This window comes from Acidovorax sp. 62 (assembly GCF_002754495.1).
GTDB lineage: Bacteria > Pseudomonadota > Gammaproteobacteria > Burkholderiales > Burkholderiaceae_C > Acidovorax.
This window is the reverse complement of sequence record NZ_PEFJ01000001.1, coordinates 3,838,493-3,856,381: the sequence shown is the minus strand read 5'-3', so window position 1 is coordinate 3,856,381 and position 17,889 is coordinate 3,838,493. Positions and strand designations below refer to the sequence as shown.

At 67.2% G+C, this 17,889-nt stretch carries 13 protein-coding genes; 7 read left to right on the top strand and 6 right to left on the bottom strand.

The annotated features are described in order from the left end of the window. The first annotated feature begins 162 nt into the window (after positions 1-162). The 4 genes from CLU86_RS17225 to CLU86_RS17210 are packed head-to-tail and all read left to right on the top strand — an operon-like array spanning position 163 to position 7,845. Entirely contained in the window at positions 163-4,344 is a 4,182-nt protein-coding gene (locus CLU86_RS17225; protein WP_099742461.1) for a YhdP family protein, read from the top strand. Beyond that, positions 4,344-5,162, top strand: a complete 819-nt coding sequence (locus tag CLU86_RS17220) for a carbon-nitrogen hydrolase family protein (protein WP_099742460.1) — start codon at positions 4,344-4,346, stop codon at positions 5,160-5,162. The genes CLU86_RS17225 and CLU86_RS17220 overlap by 1 nt, the downstream gene beginning before the upstream one ends. Further along, positions 5,159-7,210 carry a nitrogen regulation protein NR(II) gene (locus CLU86_RS17215; protein WP_162995863.1) on the top strand — a complete coding sequence of 684 codons (2,052 nt, stop codon included), beginning with the start codon at positions 5,159-5,161 and terminating at the stop codon, positions 7,208-7,210. The genes CLU86_RS17220 and CLU86_RS17215 overlap by 4 nt, the downstream gene beginning before the upstream one ends. A 5-nt stretch (positions 7,211-7,215) precedes the next feature. After that, entirely contained in the window at positions 7,216-7,845 is a 630-nt protein-coding gene (locus tag CLU86_RS17210; RefSeq protein WP_099742459.1) for a response regulator transcription factor, read from the top strand. A 13-nt stretch (positions 7,846-7,858) separates the two neighbouring features. Here the strand turns inward: CLU86_RS17210 and CLU86_RS17205 are convergent, their stop codons facing one another. Continuing rightward, complete coding sequence (locus CLU86_RS17205; protein WP_099742458.1) at positions 7,859-8,503, bottom strand: OmpA family protein; 645 nt, start codon at positions 8,501-8,503, stop codon at positions 7,859-7,861. Between the two features lie 163 nt (positions 8,504-8,666). Next, the gene (locus CLU86_RS22935) at positions 8,667-8,831 is read right to left on the bottom strand and encodes a hypothetical protein (RefSeq protein ID WP_199175141.1); all 165 of its coding nucleotides are present in this window, start codon (positions 8,829-8,831) and stop codon (positions 8,667-8,669) included. Between CLU86_RS22935 and CLU86_RS17200 the strand changes: the two genes are divergently transcribed. Beyond that, positions 8,764-9,987 (top strand): murein transglycosylase A, encoded by a 1,224-nt coding sequence (locus CLU86_RS17200; RefSeq protein ID WP_099743661.1) that lies wholly within the window; start codon positions 8,764-8,766, stop codon positions 9,985-9,987. The two genes, CLU86_RS22935 and CLU86_RS17200, sit on opposite strands and share 68 nt — an antisense overlap. A 175-nt stretch (positions 9,988-10,162) precedes the next feature. Next, a complete protein-coding gene (locus CLU86_RS17195; RefSeq protein WP_099742457.1) occupies positions 10,163-12,118 on the top strand; it encodes a phosphatase PAP2 family protein in 1,956 nt (651 codons plus the stop codon). 613 nt (positions 12,119-12,731) lie between these two features. On the opposite strand, the gene CLU86_RS17190 is transcribed toward CLU86_RS17195, so the two are convergent. Together CLU86_RS17190 and CLU86_RS17185 are read right to left on the bottom strand one after the other, a co-directional pair. Continuing rightward, on the bottom strand, positions 12,732-13,178 hold the full coding sequence (locus CLU86_RS17190; RefSeq protein WP_099742456.1) for a hypothetical protein: 447 nt from the start codon (positions 13,176-13,178) through the stop codon (positions 12,732-12,734). Between the two features lie 220 nt (positions 13,179-13,398). Further along, positions 13,399-14,274 carry a LysR family transcriptional regulator gene (locus tag CLU86_RS17185; RefSeq protein ID WP_099742455.1) on the bottom strand — a complete coding sequence of 292 codons (876 nt, stop codon included), beginning with the start codon at positions 14,272-14,274 and terminating at the stop codon, positions 13,399-13,401. Between the two features lie 107 nt (positions 14,275-14,381). On the opposite strand from CLU86_RS17185, the gene CLU86_RS17180 reads away from it, so the two are divergent. Next, positions 14,382-15,245, top strand: a complete 864-nt coding sequence (locus CLU86_RS17180; RefSeq protein ID WP_099742454.1) for an SDR family oxidoreductase — start codon at positions 14,382-14,384, stop codon at positions 15,243-15,245. A 99-nt stretch (positions 15,246-15,344) separates the two neighbouring features. On the opposite strand, the gene CLU86_RS17175 is transcribed toward CLU86_RS17180, so the two are convergent. Further along, positions 15,345-17,096: an MFS transporter gene (locus CLU86_RS17175; RefSeq protein WP_099742453.1), complete on the bottom strand. Its 1,752-nt coding sequence runs from the start codon at positions 17,094-17,096 to the stop codon at positions 15,345-15,347. Positions 17,097-17,287: 191 nt separating this feature from the next. Beyond that, positions 17,288-17,776 carry an Lrp/AsnC family transcriptional regulator gene (locus CLU86_RS17170; RefSeq protein WP_099657170.1) on the bottom strand — a complete coding sequence of 163 codons (489 nt, stop codon included), beginning with the start codon at positions 17,774-17,776 and terminating at the stop codon, positions 17,288-17,290. Positions 17,777-17,889 lie beyond the last annotated feature (113 nt).

The following is a 17,889-nucleotide window of genomic DNA, read 5'->3' as shown; positions in this document are numbered from 1 at the left end:
GCACCGCGCGCTGGCCGCAATGCCCTGCCTTGTGGGGCGCTGTGGTGGCCTGTTCGCGGCAGGGCTGGGCGTAACAGTCCACAACACCCCGATAAAAGCCGCTGGCGCCAGGAACCGGGGCCCTGGGGGCGGGTCATAATTCCGCCCACTTTCACCCGAAACATGACCGAACCGACCCCTCGCCCTTCCCGTTTGCTCAAGATCGTGGCCGGGTTTGCGCGGTGGTCGTTGGGGTTGCTGGTGGCCTTCTGGCTGTTGCTGGCGGTGGCCTGGGGTGCCCTTCATGGCTGGATTGTGCCGCGAATCGGTGAGTTTCGCCCCCAGATCGAGGCGCGCGCCTCGCAGGCATTGGGTGTGGCGGTTCGCATTGGCGACATATCGGCCCGCTCGGAAGGCCTGATCCCTTCGATTGAACTGATGGACGTTGCCCTGCTCGACGGCGAAGGCCGCGCCGCCTTGCGTTTGCCCCGGGTGGTGGTGTCGCTGTCGCCCCGGTCGTTGCTGCACTGGGGGTTTGAGCAGCTGTACATCGCCTCGCCCGATCTGGACATTCGCCGCGCCCCCGATGGCCGCATCTTTGTGGCCGGGCTGCCCGTGGCGCAAGGCACGGGCGACAGCAACGCGGCCACCGACTGGCTGTTCTCGCAGGGCGAGGTGGTGATCCGCGAAGGCACCCTGCGCTGGAACGACGAGCTGCGCGGCGCCCCTGAGCTGGCCTTGAGCAAGGTGGACCTGGTGCTGCGCAACGGCAACTGGCGCCACAGCCTGCGCATAGACGCCACGCCCCCCGAGGCCTGGGGTGACCGGTTTACGCTGGTGGGCCTGTTCCGTGCGCCGCTCTTGCGGGTGCGCGACAGCAACTGGCAGCACTGGAACGGGCAGCTGTTTGCCAACTTCTCGCGGGTCGATGTCTCGCGTCTGCGCCACCATGCCGATGTGGGCGTAGAGGTAGCGCGGGGCCATGGGGCGCTGCGGGCCTGGGCCGACATCCAGCGCGGCCAGATTGTGGGCGGCACGGCCGACCTGGCGCTGGCCGACGTGCATGCCACCCTGGGCTCCGATTTGCAGGCGCTGGAGTTGCCTTCCATCGAGGGGCGTCTGGGTGGGCGCCGCCTGCAGGGCGGTTTTGAATTTTCGACCCAGGCGCTGCAGTTTGTGGCCGACGACGGGCTGCACTGGCCCGGTGGCAACCTCAAGCTGCAGTACACCGAGGCCACGGGCAAAGCCCCAGCGCAAGGCGAGTTTCGCGCGGACAAGCTGGACCTGGCCGCGCTGGCCCAGATTGCCAGCCGCCTGCCACTGGGCGCCACGGCCCATGAGGCCATCGCCACCTACGCGCCCAAGGGCATGGTGCAAGAAGTGCAGGCCAACTGGAAGGGCCCGCTCGATGCGCTGCAGCAGTACCAGGTGCGCGGCCGGGTGCAGGGGCTGACGCTGGCGGGCGGCACCCCCACCGAGGCCACCCGCACGCCCGGCCTGCGCGGCGCCGATGTGGACTTTGACCTGACCCAGACGGGGGGCAAGGCGACGCTGTCCATCGCCTCGGGGGCCTTGGTGCTGCCCCGCGTGTTTGAAGACCCGGTGGTGCCTTTGGATGAATTCACCGCCAATGTGCGCTGGCAGCTGGAGGGTGAGCGCATTGCCGTGCAGGCCAACGACATCCGCTTTGCCAACGCCGATGCCCAGGGCCAGGCCCGCATGTCCTGGCACACCAGCGACCCGGCCCGCGTGGCGCATGCCTCGCGCTTCCCTGGGGTGCTGGATTTGTCGGGTGCGCTGACGCGCGCCGACGGCACCCGCGTGCACCGCTATCTGCCGCTGAGCATCCCGCCAGATTCCCGCCACTATGTGCAGCAGGCCGTGGTGGCCGGTGTGGCCAGCCATGTGGACTTCAAGGTCAAGGGCGATTTGCACGACATGCCCTTCAACGACCCCAAGCTGGGCGACTTCCGCATCGCTGCCAAGGTCAAGGACGTGACCTATGCCTACGTGCCGCCCAGCCTGTTGCCGAACGACACCCTGCGCTGGCCCCCCCTCACCCAATTGGCGGGTGAGCTGATTTTTGAGCGCTCGTCCATGCAGGTGCGGGGCGCATCGGGCACCTTCATGGGCTTGCCGCAGACACGCCTGATCAAGGTGGAAGCGCAGATTCCCAACCTGGCCCACACGGTGGTGGGCGTCAATGCCGAGGCGCGTGGGCCCTTGCCAGAAATGCTGGGGCTGATGGTGACATCGCCCCTGGCGCGCATGACGGGCAACGCCCTGGCGCAGGCCAGCGGCACCGGCAATGCCGACCTGCAACTGCGCCTGAGCCTGCCTATCAGCGACATCGCGCAGTCCAAAGTACAGGGCAGCGTGACCTTGTTGGGCAACGAGGTGCGCATCACCCCCGACACCCCCGCCATGAGCCGTGCCCGTGGCGTGGTGCAGTTCTCTGAAACCGGCTTTGCCTTGAGCGGCATGCAGGCACGCGCCCTGGGTGGCGATGTGCGGCTGGAAGGCGGCATGCGCGCTCTGCCCCCTGGTGCACCCCCGACCGAGGCGGCCATCCAGCTGCGCGCGCAGGGTGTGGCCACGGCCCAGGGGCTGCAGCAAACGCCATCGCTGGGCTTTGTGGCGCAACTGGCGCGCAACGCCACTGGCAGCGCACCCTACAGCCTGGCCCTGTCGTTTCGCCGGGGGGTGCCAGAGCTGCAGGTCAACACCACCTTGCAAGGCATGGCCCTGGACTTGCCTGCGCCCCTGGGCAAAACGGCCGAGGCCCAGCAGCCGCTGCGCTACGAGCAAATGGTGGCGCGGGAGTCGTTGGTCAGCACCCCGGCGGCCGCCCCCCAGCCGCCGCTGCGCGACCAGATCACGCTGGACCTGGGTGCGGTGGGCACCGCCACCTACCTGCGTGATGTGAGCGGCGCCCAGCCCCGGGTGCTGCGCGGCGCGATTGGCGTAGGCCTGCTCGCCGGCGAATCGGCGCCGCAACCGACCGAAGGGGTGGGCGCCAACATCCGCCTGGGCAAGGTGGACGTGGACGCGTGGGAGCGCTTGTTCACCCAGTCCACTGGCGTGGCCGGGGCCGCCCGGCCTGGGCCTGTGCCCGTCATGGGCCCAGGGCCTGCGGCCAATCCGGCCATGGACTATCTGCCCAATGTGCTGGCCCTGCGCGCCAGCGAGCTGACGGCCGAGGGGCGCACCCTGCACAACCTGGTGGCTGGTGGCCTGCGCGAAGGCAACCTGTGGCGCGCCAACCTGGACGCGGCCGAGCTCAATGGCTACCTGGAGTTTCGCCAGCCCACCTCGGGCGACATGGGCAGCGGCCGCCTGTTTGCCCGCCTGTCGCGCCTGAGCATGCCGCAAAGCGAGGCCACCCAGGTGGAAGCGCTGCTGGACGAGCAGCCCGGCGCCTTGCCCGCTGTGGACGTGGTGGTGGACGACTTTGAACTGCGTGGGCGCAAGCTGGGGCGCATCGAGATCGAGGCGCAAAACCGCACTGGCGACGCAGCCCAGCGCGAGTGGCGCCTGAACAAGTTCAACATCAGCACCCCCGAGGCCAGCCTGACGGCCAGCGGCAACTGGGCGGTGCTCAACCACGCCAGGGCCGCTGCAGCGGGTGCGGCCCCTCGCGCGCCAGACCGCCGCACGGTGCTCAACTTCAAGCTGGACATCCGCGACTCAGGCGACCTGCTAGGCCGCTTCGGCATGGTCAACGTGATCAAGCGCGGCAAGGGCCGCATGGAGGGCCAGGTGGGCTGGATTGGCGCGCCTTTCAGCCCCGACTACCGGACCATGGCCGGGCAGGTCAACCTCAACATCGAGGCGGGGCAGTTTCTGAAGGCCGACCCGGGCCTGGCCAAGCTGCTCAGTGTGCTCAGCCTGCAGTCGCTGCCGCGTCGCCTCACGCTCGACTTCCGCGATGTGTTCAGCGAAGGCTTTGCCTTTGATTTTGTGCGCGGCGACATGCACATTGAGCAAGGCGTGGCCTCGACCAACAACCTGCAGATGAAGGGCGTGAACGCCGCCGTGCTGATGGAAGGCAGTGCCGACATCGACAAGGAAACGCAGGACCTGCGCGTGGTGGTGGTGCCCGAGATCAACGCCATGACGGCATCGCTGGTGGCCACGGCCATCAACCCCGTGATTGGGCTGGGCAGCTTCCTGGCGCAGGTGTTTTTGCGCGGCCCGTTGATCGAGGCGGCCACGCAGGAGTTTCGCGTGGACGGCGCCTGGAGCGATCCGCGCGTGGTGCGCGTGCCCCGCCGTGGCCGCGAAGGGGTGGGCGGCACCGGTCACAGCACGCCCGCCCCGCAAGTGGCATCGCCTGAACCGACCCACACCGGAGACCCCTCATGATGAAAGTCGCAGCCATCCAGATGGTGTCTTGCCCCCGCCCGCAGGACAACCTGGCCACCGCCCGCAGCTTGCTGGAGCAGGCCGCGCAGGCGGGTGCCGAATTGGCGGTGCTGCCCGAGTACTTTTGCATCATGGGCCTGCGCGACACCGACAAGCTGGCCCACCAGGAGGTGCCGGGCCAGGGCCCGATCCAGGACTTTCTGGCGCGCACCGCGCGCGAGCTGGGGCTGTGGATTGTGGGTGGCACCCTGCCCCTGCGCACCACCGACCCTGAGCGCGTGCGCAACACCACGCTGGTGTTTGCACCCGACGGTGCGTGCGTGGCGCGCTACGACAAGATCCACCTCTTCTGGTTTGACAACGGGCGTGAGCAGTTCCATGAGGGCCGGGTGATCGAGCCCGGAGACAACGCCCCGGTGCAGTTTGACTTGCTCGCCCGCGACGGCCACCGCTGGCGCGTGGGCCTGTCGGTGTGCTACGACCTGCGCTTTCCGGAGCTGTTCCGCGCCCATGCCAGCGCCGGGGCCGATCTGCTGCTGGTGCCCAGCGCCTTCACCCACGTCACGGGCCAGGCCCACTGGGAGGTGCTGCTGCGTGCCCGCGCCATCGAAAACCTGGCCTACGTGGTGGCGCCCGCCCAGGGCGGCGTGCACGAGAACGGCCGCCACACCTGGGGCCAAAGCCTGGTGGCTGACCCCTGGGGTCAGGTGCTGGCGCAGCAGGCCCAGGGCCCCGGCGTGGTGTTGGCCGAGTTGGACCCTGCCCGGCTGCGTAGCGTGCGCCAGCAGTTGCCCGCCCTTGCGCACCGCATCCTGTGAGCACCATCCCCCGCGCCATTTGGCGGCGCTGGCGCAGCGCCTGGCGCCGCTGGTCGCTGTGGACAGCACTCATCGCCCTGGTGGTGTCGATGCTGGTCACCATGGTGTGGCTGGCGGGGCGCTACGAGGCCAGCCAGGTGCAGTCGCACCTGGAGCGCGATGCCGCCGACGCGGTGTCGGACATCCGCGCCGCGCTCACCCGCAACCTGCAAAGCCTGCAAGCCCTGAACTCTGGCGACCCGGGCCTGCTGGCCTGGGAGGTGGAGGCCTCTGACCTGCTGCGCAACCAGCGCGAACTGGTGCGCCTGGAGTGGCGCGACAGTGCCATGCGCCTGCGCACCCATGTGCAAAGCCCTTACCGTGCCGTGCTGTGGGACCGGGGGCTGCGCGACCACAACAACTCCGAAGCCAACCAGGCCTGCAGCACGGCGCGCCGCCTGAGCAGCCCCGCCTACTCGGGCAGTTACTACCAGCCCCATGTCGATGGGCTGGGCTCAGAGCTGATGGAGCTGTGCCTGCCGCTGAGCACGGGCGGGCGTGCCTCGGGCTACTTGATCGCCACCTATGCGCTGCAGTCGGTGCTGGCCGACATGGTGGGCGCCAGCCTCACGCGCAGCCAGGAGGCCTCGTTCACCGAACCCGACGGCACCCGCCTGGCCGTGCTGGGCGCCTCGCGCCGGGGCTCGCGCATGTTCACCGCGCAGCAGCTGCTGGACTTGCCCGGCACCACGCTGGTGTTGCGCATGGACACCTGGCACACCGCGCCCAGCGTGTTCCCCAACGTGCTCACGGCGCTGGTCACGGCCATGTCGATTGCGCTGGTCACGGTGATGTGGGTGCTGGTGCGCGACAACCGCCGCCGCCTGCGTGCCGAGCGCGACCTGGGCGACGCGCTGGCGTTTCGCAAGGCCATGGAAGACTCGCTGGTCACAGGGCTGCGCGCGCGCGACCTGCAGGGGCGCATCACCTACGTGAACCCCGCGTTTTGCGAGATGGTGGGCTTCACGGCGCAAGAGTTGATGGGCCACAGCACTTCGGCCCCCGCCTCCGCCTTGTATTGGCCGCCCGAGCGGGTGGAGGAGTACCGCCAGCGCCAGGCCATCCGCTTTGCGGGCAACACGCCACCGCGTGAAGGGTTTGAGTCCGAGTTCATGCGCAAGGACGGCACCCGGTTTCCGGTGCTCATCATCGAGGCCCCACTCATCAACGCGCAAGGCCTGCACACCGGCTGGATGAGCGCGTTTTTGGACATCAGCGAGCAGCGGCGCGTGGAAGAGCTCTCGCGCGCCTCGCAAGAGCGCCTGCAGGCCACCGCCCGCCTGGCCACGGTGGGCGAGATGGCATCGCTGCTTAGCCACGAGCTGAACCAGCCCCTGGCCGCCATCTCCAGCTATGCCACGGGCTCGTTGAACCTGCTGGAGCCACCGTCAGCCACCGACCCCCAGCCCAGCGCTGAAAGCCTGCAGGACGTGCGCATGGCCATGCGTCAGATTGCCCGCCAAGCCGAGCGCGCGGGCCGCGTCATCAAAAGCGTGCATGACTTTGTGCGCCGCCGTGACCAGGCCCGCGAGGCCGTGCCTGCGCAGCAGTTGGTGGACGCCATCTTGCCGCTGGCCATCTTGCAGGCGCGCAAGCTGGGCGTGCGCGTGCACACCATGGTCGAGCCTGGTCTGCCCCCCGCGCTGTGTGACCGCACCATGGTCGAACAGGTGCTGCTCAACCTGGCCCGCAACGCCATGCAGGCCATGGACGACCCGACCATCCACACGCGTGTGCTGGACATCCGCGTCAAGCGCGCAGCGTCGAACAGGCACAACGTCTGGCTGGAGTTTTCGGTCACCGACTGTGGCAGCGGCATCCCAGACGAGGTGGCGCAAAAGCTGTTCACCCCCTTCTTCACCACCCGCACCGAAGGCATGGGCCTGGGCCTGAGCCTGTGCCGCACGGTGGTGGAGCAGCATGGCGGCTATCTGGGGTTTGCGCCCCACGAGCCCCGTGGTACGGTATTCACCTTCACCCTGCCCGCCCACCAACCTTCCAAGAGCTGATCCTGATGGAACCCGTATCCAACGCGACTGTGTACATCGTGGACGACGACGCTGGCGTGCGCGAAGCGCTGGCCTGGCTGCTGCGCTCGCGCCGCCTGCCCAGTGAATCGTTTGAAAGCGCCGAAGCGTTCGACGCCATGCTGCAGACCCGCTCGCCCCAGCGCCAGCCCTGCTGCCTGCTGCTGGATGTGCGCATGCCTGGCCTGAGTGGCCTGGCGCTGTTTGACCTGCTGGCAGCGCGCGGCGACCTGCAGACCATGCCCGTCATCTTCCTGACCGGCCATGCCGATGTGCCCACGGCGGTGGACGCCGTCAAGCGCGGCGCCTTTGACTTTTGCGAAAAGCCGTTTTCTGACAACGCGCTGGTGGACCGCATCGAACAGGCCCTGGCCCAGTCGGGTGAGCAGCTGGCCCAGCTGCGCGAGCGCAGCGACCTGCAGGTGCGCCTGAAGGACCTGACCGAGCGCGAGCGTGACGTGATGGACCTGGTGGTGGCAGGGCTGCCCAACAAGCTGATCGCCGACCAGCTCGACATCAGCGTGCGCACGGTGGAAGTGCACCGCTCACGCGTGTTCGACAAGATGCAGGTCAAGTCGGCCGTGGAGCTGGCCAACCTGCTGCGCTCCAGCCACTGAGCGCAGCGCCGCTTCAGCGGGGGCGCTCACCCACAAAGATTTCCACCCGCCGGTTGCGGGCGCGCCCGTCGGCCGTGTCGTTGCTGGCAATGGGGTGGCGCTCGCCCACACCATCGATGGCAATGCGGCGCCCGTCCACGCCGCGCGCCACCAGGTAGCTGCGGGTGCTGGCCGCGCGGTCCACCGACAAGGGGTTGTTCACCGCATCGCTGCCCGTGCTGTCGGTGTGGCCTACGATGCGCACGTCCGAGTAGGGGTTGTTGCGCAGCCCGGCGGCAAACTGGTCCAGCACCGGCGCAAAGTTAGGCTGGATGTCAGAGCGGCCCACCGCAAACGAAATGTCGCTCGGAACGTTCAGCATCAGCTGGTTGTCGGCCGTCTGCGTCACGGCAATGCCCGTGCCTTGGGTGGCCTGCTCCATCTCGCGCTTTTGGCGCTCCATGTTCTGCGACCAGATGTACGTGCCCAGGGCCCCGACCCCCGCACCCACCACGGCGCCCGTGCCTGCGTTGCCGCCGGTGGCCGATCCAATCACCGCCCCGGCCAGTGCACCAATGCCCGCGCCCGTGGCGGTGCGGCGCTGGGTGTCGTCCATGCTGGCGCAACCTGTGGCCAAGATGACGACGGCACTGACGCCCAGAAGAATGTGTTTGCGCATGTGTGTACTCCTTGAAAACCGAGCCAGCGCCCCACGAAAACTGTACGCGTTCAGGTTTGAGTACGCATGCCGGATGCTGCGATGGTCAGGCCAGCCCAGGGCCTGCGCCATCAGCCTGCTGGCCAAGGGGATGTAGGACGGTGCCTTGCCCCCGCGCAGCCCGTCAGTGGGGTGAGGAGGGCGAGGAGGGTGGCGGTGGCCCGCCCTGGTCGTCTGGAGGGGGCGGCGGCTTGAGCTCGCCGCCCTTGCGGCCGGAAAACATCGTCCACCACACAATCGCAACCAACACCACCAGCGCCAGCAGCGCTTCAAGCAAAATCAGCCCCATGAAATTGACACTCCTGCGCCTGGTTGCAACGGCGCTGATTGTAGGAACGCTCGTCGCCTGCTCCACCCCGCCCGCCCCATCCCCTTCGTACCCTGGGGGCATGCCTGCGCCCCGGCCGACCGGGCCTTATGCCGTGCCCGGCGACACCGGCCCGCTGCCCCCGCCCCTGGCCCAGCCCAAAAGCCGCTGGACACCCGTGCGCTGGGGCGAATTGCCTGGCTTTGCCGACGACGCCCTGCACGAAGCCTGGAACGCCTGGATCAAGAGCTGTGAGCGCCCCGTGGCCCCCTTCACCGCCCTGTGCAGCGAGGTGCGCCAACTCAGCATTGCCACCGGCGAAGAGCAGCGCGCCTGGATGGTGGCCCGCCTGCAGCCCTACCGCGTGGAAGCCACCGACGGCAACCCCGACGGCTTGCTCACCGCGTACTACGAACCCCTGATGGATGCCGCCCGCCAAAGCGGCAACGGCTTCAACGTGCCCATCTACCGCACGCCCGCAGGCTTTGGCGCTCGCAAGCCCTGGTACACCCGCCAGCAGATCGAAACCCTGCCCGAAGCCCAGGCCGCCCTGCAAGGCCGCGCCATCGCCTGGCTGCGCGACCCGGTTGAATCGATGGTGCTGCACATCCAGGGCTCGGGCCGCCTGCGTATCACCGAGGCCGATGGCTCGACCACGATGCTGCGGGTGGCCTACGCGGGCACCAACGACCAGCCCTACGGCAGCATTGGCCGCTGGCTGCTGGACCAGGGCTACACCCGCGATGCCACCTGGCCCGGCATCCGCGCCTGGCTGGCCGCCAACCCGCAGCGCACCAACGAGCTGATGTGGACCAACCCGCGCTACGTCTTCTTCAAGGAAGAACCCCTGGTGGGCATGGACGCAGGCTTTGGCCCCAAGGGCGCGCAGGGCGTGCCCCTCACGCCCGGCCGTTCCATCGCGGTGGACCGCCAGAGCATCCCCTACGGCACGCCCGTGTGGCTGGCCTCCAGTGGCCCGCAGGTGCAATTGAGCCGCCTGGTGCTGGCGCAAGACACCGGCAGCGCCATCCTGGGCGCGGTGCGGGCGGATTACTTTACGGGCTGGGGCCCGGAGGCCGGCGACATCGCCGGGCGGCTCAAGCAGAACCTGCGGCTGTGGGTGCTGTGGCCTAAGTAAATGTTGAATCTTTTTGGCTGCTAGCGCCCGTCAATTAAGCGCTGGCAGCTATTAAATGCATAGTGCATTGGCGGCCTACGCGCAGGAACATGTGCAGGGGTGGGCGCGGTGTCACGCCGCTTTCACCGGCCGTGCCTAGCATCCAGCGCTTTACGTTTTGCCGCTCGGATCGCCCATGCCCTTCGCCCGTTTTCTCCCCGCGCCCTCCCTGCCCGGTGCGCGCTTGCGCCTGACCTCCATCGCCGCGTTGCTGGCCTTGTCTGCCTGTGGGGGTGGCGGGGGCGATGAGTCTGTGGCCCCGGCCATGCCGCAGGCGTTGGGCGTGACCGACACGGCGCCCGTGCCCACCGTGACGGCTTTTGTGGACGCTGCCGCCACCAACCAGCGCGGCGATGCGCGCTATGCGACGCTGCAAACCAACGCGGGCGTGCGTTTGCTCTCCGGCTTTTTGGAGGTGTGGGAGCCCAGCACCCGGCTGGTCGATGCGGGGCAGACCGCACCGGCTGTGGAGGGGTTCCCGGCGGTCGTGGCCTCCACTTGGAGCGGTATCCCTGGCGATGCCACGGATGGCAAGGTCAAGAACGCAGCGGTGCACAAAGAGAACATCGACTTTGTGGTGCGCACAACCGTGGCGCGCACGGCCGCCCAGTCATTGGCCGCCTACATGGACGACCGCCGTGGCAAGAACTACAGCGTGACCGACGGCATGGGCCCGCTCACCGACGCGTGGCGCAAGGCCGCTCGCCAGACCACCACCATCACGGGCGTGCCTGCCGATGCGACCACCGTGAAGTACGAGGACGGCGGCAACAACACTGGCATCTCGGGCGACACCAACCCCGAATTTGGCCGCGTGATTGCCTTTGTGGAAAGCATGGGGGCCAACGCCTCCACCGAACCGGCCAAACGCTTTTACAAGTACGCCCGCCCCTGGCGCTGGAGCGCGGACGTGAAAGTGGAGCCCACGCTGCTGCCCGCGCGCAGCAGCACTGCGGCCACCGATGGCGGCTACACCAGCGGCCACAGCGCCGAGGCGGTGCGCAACGCCGTGGCCATGGCCTATCTGGTGCCCGAGCGCTTTCATGAAATGCTCGCACGCGGGCTGGAGCTGGGCGAAAACCGCATCCTCGCCGGCATGCACTCGCCGCTGGATGTGATCAGCGGGCGCCTTCTGGGCCAGGCCTCGGCCTTGGGCAATATTGCAGCGGCCTCCAAAGACACGCGCACCGCCGCCTACAACCAGGCCCACCAGACCTTGATGGCCGCTGTGGGGGCCACCACGCCCGCGCAGTTCGCGGCCTTTGCCCGCAGCCAGGGCACGGACAAGGACCGCTTTGCCGATTACGCGGCCAACCAGCTCCATTACCAGCGCCGTCTGGTGTTCGGCTTCACGCCCATCGGCAGCACCACGCTGCCCGCAGTGGTGCCCAAGGGGGCGGAAGTGCTGCTGGAAACGCGCCTGCCCTACCTGAGCGACGCGCAGCGCCGTGTGGTGCTCAAAACCACCGCATTGCCCTCGGGCTACCCCGTGATGGACGACGCCGAAGGCTTTGGCCGCCTCAACCTGTTTGCCGCAGGCAGTGGCTACGGTGCGTTCGCGGGCGACGTGGAGGTGACCATGGACGCCGCCTTGGGCGGCTTTCACGCCCTGGACGTGTGGCGCAACGACATCAGCGGTGCAGGCAAGCTGACCAAGCGCGGCAGCGGCACCCTGGCCCTGGCGGGTGCCAGCACCTACACCGGTGGCACCGAAATCGCTGCAGGCACCGTGCGCGCCGACACTGCCAAGGCCCTGGGCCAAGGCGCTGTGTATGTGGCAGGCGGCACGCTGCTCACCAACACCACGGGCGCTGTGGAGTTGCCCGGCGGCCTGACCCAAACCGCCACCGGCACCCTGGCCCTGCAACTGGGCGCGGCCGATGCAGGCACCCTCAGCACCGCAGGCGTGGCCACCCTGGCTGGCCCGCTGGCGGTCACCTTCCGCCCCGGTTTCACGCCCAAGGCGGGCGACACGCTGACGCTGCTGCGCGCCAAGCGTGTGCAGGGCACGTTCAGTGCCATCACCGTGGCGGGCTTCAAGGCGACGGCGGTGTACAACGGAGACAGCGTGCAGTTGGTGCTGAGCAACTGAAGGAGGCAACGCGCCCGGGGGGTTGGGGCCCTCCGGGCCTGCGGTTTGGAGGGGCAGGCCCTTGCGCTGTTGGTGCTGTGATGGGCGCAGCCCTGTGCAGGCGGTGATAAGGTGTTTTTTAAGTGATTTGTGGCTGTGGAGCTTATGAAATGGGCGCGGGAAGCTATGAAATTGAGAGCGGTTTGCGGGCAGCCATGGACTGGCTAAGGACGAGTTTGCGCAAGCCGGTGCAGCCCTACGCCCGTTCGGGCTGAGCTTGTCGAAGCTGCGGCTTGTGCGCTAAGCGAGCCACATGCCTGTGCTGAGGGCGGGAGCCGGGGAGTGCGCCCGGCGGCGCAGTAACTTTCTTTCGCGTCGCCGAAAGAAAGTCACCAAAGAAAGGGCGACCCCACTGTCTGCGTCCCCAGCGCTGCGCACTGGGGCAACCTGCGGTGCTCGCGTCCAGCGGGATCTCGCTCAAACTCGCTTCGTTTCACTGCGCTCAAACAGTCGCGAGCCCTGATCCGCTGGCCGCTGCGCTCCTCGGCGCATACAGAGGGGATGGATGCCGAACAGCCAAACATCCACTCGGGCCATCGCTGCGCTCGGCCTGGGGCCCAGGCTACAGCGGTGCTCAGGGGCAGGGCACCTTGGTGGCGTCGGTTTCTGTGCGCGGGGGCGTTGCAGAGGCACCCGCCACCGCCGCAGGGGGCACGGTCTCGGTGTGCAGCCGCTCGCCTTCGATGCGATAGGCGTATTCGCGCGTCGCGCTGGCCATCTCTGTCCTCACCGTGCTGCCCGCCAAGGTGGTGGCGTACACCTGGGGGCGCACGATCTGGTACTGGTATGTGGTGGTGGCCAGGCCCCGGGTGGTTCTGCAGGTCGATTCGAACTGCTCCTCCTTGAACTGCAGGGTGCAGCGGCCAGAGCGGTCTTCGAGCTTTTGACCGTCTGCCGTGTGCAGCACGATGGTGGCGGCGCGCCAGCAGCCGAGCAAGGCGGGGTCTGGGGCAATGGCGTGGGCCCAGGAGGCGGTGCAGAGCAGGCAGAGCAGCCAGTGAGAGTGAGCGATGCGGTTCATGGGCCGTGATTTTCAACGGGGTTGGGCATTGGCGCTATGGCGTCTGACAAAGCAGGCGGATTGCTATGTTATTGATAGCTTTTGGCGCTTTATGGATAAGCGCTAGAGCCTGAAAACGCTAAAGATCCTCACCGTTCCACTGTCCACCGCGTCACCGTCGGTGGTGCATCGCCGGTGTGGAAGACCGGCTTGCGTTTGCGCAATTGCTTTGAACGGGTTCTTAAACGGCGAACCATCCTGTGGGGTATTGGTTGACCATGAACTCCACAAATGCCTTCACCTTCGGGCTTTGTAAGCGGCGAGACGTGTGCATTACCCAGAGCTGGGTTTCCTTGCCCGCAATGCCCCAAGACACCAACTCTCGTTTTTCCAGGTGGCCTGCGATGATGGACTGCGGCAACAACGCGACTCCTGCCCCCGCCACCACCGCGTCGCGGATCGATAACAGCGAAGACAGCTTGAGCACGGGTTGGGGTTCATAGGCGATCTGTCCCTCGCGCACCGACCAGACTTCCCCTTCCCGATAAGTGGGCATCACCACGGCAGGAATGGGGGTTGGCTGGCCCGCACTTGCCTGCGGAATTCGCACCGATGGGGCCGCAGCAAGGACCAGCCTGTCTTTGGCGAAACACCTGCCGACGAGAGAGCCATCCTCTTTCGGATTGACGCGGATCGCAACGTCAAAGTGCTCTTCCACCAGGTCGGTCAAACGGTCCTCCGAGACGACTTCGATCTGCACCTCTGGGTGCAAGACTCTGAACCGCGCAGCCAGCAGCCCCAGCGCGACTTGTGAAAACAGCAATGGCGCCGCAACGCGAAGGTGTCCTCGGGGCGCGGTGAGGCCTTCCCGTGCGGCCCTCACGGCCTCTTCAATGTCTCGCATGGGGCCGGAGGTCTGGGCGAACAACAGCTTGCCCGTCTCCGTGAGCTCAAGACTTCGGCCGCCTCGTTCGATGAGGCGCATCCCCAGCGCGTCCTCAAAGTCTGCAAGCCTGCGCGAAAGGGTGGCCTTGGAGCGTCCGCTGGCACGGCTGGCTTTGCCAAACCCACCGTGAGCGGCCACGAGCTGGAAGTCCTGAAGGGCATCGAGGTCCATGGGAGTCTCATTTTTGAAACGACCAGTATAAATTTTGGAGTCTATGCGAGGAAATTGAGACGAAATACAGTCCATTCACCCCAACCCAACCTTCTGGAGAAATTGAAATGACCATCCTCGTTACAGGCGCTACAGGCCGCGTCGGCCGCCATGTTGTCGAACAACTCTCTGTGCGTGGCGCCGCTGTTCGCGCCTTGACCCGTGACCCCGCCAAGGCCCACTTTGCGGCGGGCGTGGAAGTCGTCGTAGGCGACCTGCTGGACATCGATGCAATGCGCAGTGCCCTGGCCGGAGTCAAGACGCTCTTTTTGTTGAACGCTGTGACGGGCGATGAGTTCACGCAAGCGATCATTGCGCTGAACCTCGCCCGCGAGGCAGGCATCGACCGGGTTGTCTACCTGTCGGTGTTCGATGCAGACCGTGCGGTGAACGTGCCGCATTTTGCGGTGAAGCACGGCGCTGAGCGGATGCTGGAAGCCCTGGGTTTCAGCGCCACGATCTTGCGACCCACCTACTTCATTGACAACGAAGTGATGATCCAGGGCGTGGTCAAGGATTACGGCGTCTATCCGATGCCGATTGGATCGAAGGGCGTTGCCATGGCCGATGCGCGTGACATCGCTGAAGTGGCTGCGATGGAATTGATTCGCCGTGACCAGGCGCCTGGCAAGTTGCCGCTGGAGACGATCAACATCGTGGGGCCTGACACGCTGACCGGCGCGGATGCGGCCGCCATCTGGAGCGAAGTGCTGGGTCGCCCGATTGCCTACGGCGGCGATGATCCGAGCGGCTTTGAAGCCAACATGGGCCGTTTGATGCCGAAATGGATGGCGTATGAAATGCGGGTCATGGCCGAGCGCTACGTCAGTGACGGCATGGTCCCGCGAGAGGGCGACCGCGAGCGTCTGGTAAAGATCCTCGGACGGCCTTTGCACTCTTACCGCGACTTTGTAGCCAAAGTGGCTGGTTAAACGACCTCGCTACGGTGGGGCCGGGAGCCTCTTCGTATGCCTCCCCATGCTGTGAGGCGTGTCCAATGCGGCTTGGGCCCCTGTGCATGCAGCGAAGGCTCACCGCTCTACCGTCCACCGCGTCACCTTGGGCGGCGCATCGCCGGTGTGGAAGGCCAGCTTGCGCTCGCGCAGGGCCACGTCGGAGGCGGTCACGCGGTCGAAGCGGCGCAGGTGCTCGGTCCACGATTCGTCTTCGATGCGCTCCACATACCGCGTCGGGTTGCTGATGTCGTGCAGCAGTTGCCAGTCCAGCGCGCCCTGGCGCAGGCGGCTGCGGCGGCTTTCCTGCATCACGGCGCGGAACTCGGGGGCGCGCGGCGGGTGGATGAAGTATTCGATGGTGACGACCACATGCCCTGCCTCGGGCGGCGTGGGGGCGGTGGGGGCCTTGAAGGCGCGTGAGGGGCTCAGGTCTTCCTCGATGGAGCGGTCGGCCGCCAGGTGCTGCACCACGGCCATCACGATGCCACCGCTCACGGCGGCAATCCCTAAGCTGGTGTGCACATCGGTGAGCGAGGCCACCTGGCCCCACAGGGCGGCGCCTGCGGCGGTGGCACCCATGATGCTCATTTGGTAGATGGACATGCCGCGCGCCCGCACCCAGTTGGGCAGGGCCAGCTGGGCCGATACGCTCAGGGTGTTGGCGGTGGTGATCCAGGCCATGCCGCCCAGCACCATGGCGGGCACGGCCACGTAGACATTGGGGGCCCAGGCCATGGCGCCGGTGGCGGCGGCTTGCAGCAGCGTGCCACGCAGCACCAGCACATCGCGCGGCATGGCCTGGCGCAGGCGGGGCAGGAACATGGCGGCCACGATGGCGCCCGCGCCCATGCTGGCCAGCAGCAGCGTGAAGGTGCCTGCGCCGCCGCCCTCCAGCCCCTTGGCCACCAGCGGCAGCAGGGCCATGAGGGCCGTGGCGTGCAAGAAGAAGACGGAGATGCGCCACAGCACGGCGCGCATGCGGGGCGACTGGCGCACAAACTGCACGCCCACGCGCATGGCGCTGGGCAGGCGCTCACGCCCCAGCGGGCTGGGCACGTGCTCGCGCTTCCAGCGCATGATGACGAGGCCCGAGAGCACCGACAGCACGGCGTTGAGCACAAACACCCAGGCGCTGCCCGCGCTGGCAATGATGGCGCCCGCCAGCAGTGGGCCCATGATGCGCGAGGCGTTCATGGCCACGCCGTTCAGAGCCAGGGCTGCAGGCAGCTGCGGGCGGCTGACCAGCTCGGGCACGATGGCGGCAAACACCGGCCAGCGCATGGCCAGCCCAATGCCGTTGGCAAAGGTGAGGGCCAGCAGCAGCGGGGCCGACATGCCGCCCGAGACGATGGCAAAGGCCAGCACCACGGCCACGGCGGCCACCCAGAACTGCGTGGCCATGAAGTAGCGGCGCCGGTCCAGGATGTCGGCCAGTGCGCCGCTGGGCAGGCCCAGCAAGAACACGGGCAGGGTGGAGGCGGACTGCACCAGCGCCACCAGCACGGGCGAGGTGGTCAGCGTGGTCATCAGCCAGGCGGCCGCCACGTTGTTCATCCACATGCAGGTGTTGGCCGCCACCCAGGTCAGCCACAGCATGCGGAACACGGGCACCGACAGCGGGGCGAAGGGCGAGAGCGAGGCGTCGGAGTGGACGGCCCCGGCGGCAGCGCTTTGGTCCAGGCTGTGCTGGGCCGATTCTTCGGTGCCCTGGGCGAGGGCGGCACGCTCGGCGGCGCTCAGCGTGGGGGTGTGGGCCGGGGTGGGGGCATCGCCTGCGGCGGTGGGCGTGGGGCCGCTGGGGCTGTCGTGGTGGGGCTGGGGTGGCATGTGCGCTGATTGTGCGATGTCTGACCTCATTGTGCCCAGCGCAGGCGTGGCGACCCGGCTTGTGCCATGGGCTTGGGGGATCGGTGAATTCAAAGAAAAAAGGGCTCTGGCGCTTATCTATCAAGCGCTGAAAGCTATCAAAATAGGAGCAATATCGGGCTTAACCCAGCCAGGGGCAAGCCTGGGCTGGCTCAGCGGGGCTTGGGCTGCGTCAGGTGCGCCAGCGGCAGCGCGCCGCTGGCCTTGACCTCGCCCAGCGAGAAGCTGGTGTGCATGTCTTTCACGTTGGGCAGGTTCAGCAGCACATCGCGCGCAAACTGCGAAAAGCTGTCCAGGTCGCGCGCCACCACCTGCAGCTCAAAGGTGCCGGTGCCGCTGATGTAGTGGCAGGCCACCACTTCGGGGATCTGGCGGATGGCTTCTTCCATGGCGCGGGTGAGGTTGCCGGTGCTGCGGTCGGCGTCAAGCCGCACAAAGGCCAAAACGCCCAGGCCGATCTTGTGGCGGTCGATCTCGGCGCGGTAGCCCTTGATGAAACCGGCCTCTTCCAGTGCTCGCACCCGCCGCCAGCACGGCGCGGCAGAAAGGCCCACGCGCTGGGCGAGTTCGGCATTGGTCAAGCGGGCGTCGGCCTGCAATTCTTGCAAGATGGCGAGGTCGTATTTGTCTAAATTGTTCATGTTTCTGTAATTTTAAGAAAGATCCTTTCTGAATCAAGGGTAAACACGGCATAAAAACGAAAGCACATATCCAGCGCCTCTGCCTAAACTGCCCGGAGCCATCTATTTCGACG

What these genes read in the sequence shown, in the direction of transcription:
- CLU86_RS17225 (WP_099742461.1), top strand. Translation starts at nt 163, where the DNA reads ATGACCGAACCGACCCCTCGCCCTTCCCGTTTGCTCAAGATCGTGGCC.
- CLU86_RS17220 (WP_099742460.1), top strand. Translation starts at nt 4,344, where the DNA reads ATGAAAGTCGCAGCCATCCAGATGGTGTCTTGCCCCCGCCCGCAGGAC.
- CLU86_RS17210 (WP_099742459.1), top strand. Translation starts at nt 7,216, where the DNA reads ATGGAACCCGTATCCAACGCGACTGTGTACATCGTGGACGACGACGCT.
- CLU86_RS17205 (WP_099742458.1), bottom strand. Translation starts at nt 8,503, where the DNA reads ATGCGCAAACACATTCTTCTGGGCGTCAGTGCCGTCGTCATCTTGGCC.
- CLU86_RS22935 (WP_199175141.1), bottom strand. Translation starts at nt 8,831, where the DNA reads ATGGGGCTGATTTTGCTTGAAGCGCTGCTGGCGCTGGTGGTGTTGGTT.
- CLU86_RS17195 (WP_099742457.1), top strand. Translation starts at nt 10,163, where the DNA reads ATGCCCTTCGCCCGTTTTCTCCCCGCGCCCTCCCTGCCCGGTGCGCGC.
- CLU86_RS17190 (WP_099742456.1), bottom strand. Translation starts at nt 13,178, where the DNA reads ATGAACCGCATCGCTCACTCTCACTGGCTGCTCTGCCTGCTCTGCACC.
- CLU86_RS17185 (WP_099742455.1), bottom strand. Translation starts at nt 14,274, where the DNA reads ATGGACCTCGATGCCCTTCAGGACTTCCAGCTCGTGGCCGCTCACGGT.
- CLU86_RS17180 (WP_099742454.1), top strand. Translation starts at nt 14,382, where the DNA reads ATGACCATCCTCGTTACAGGCGCTACAGGCCGCGTCGGCCGCCATGTT.
- CLU86_RS17175 (WP_099742453.1), bottom strand. Translation starts at nt 17,096, where the DNA reads ATGCCACCCCAGCCCCACCACGACAGCCCCAGCGGCCCCACGCCCACC.
- CLU86_RS17170 (WP_099657170.1), bottom strand. Translation starts at nt 17,776, where the DNA reads ATGAACAATTTAGACAAATACGACCTCGCCATCTTGCAAGAATTGCAG.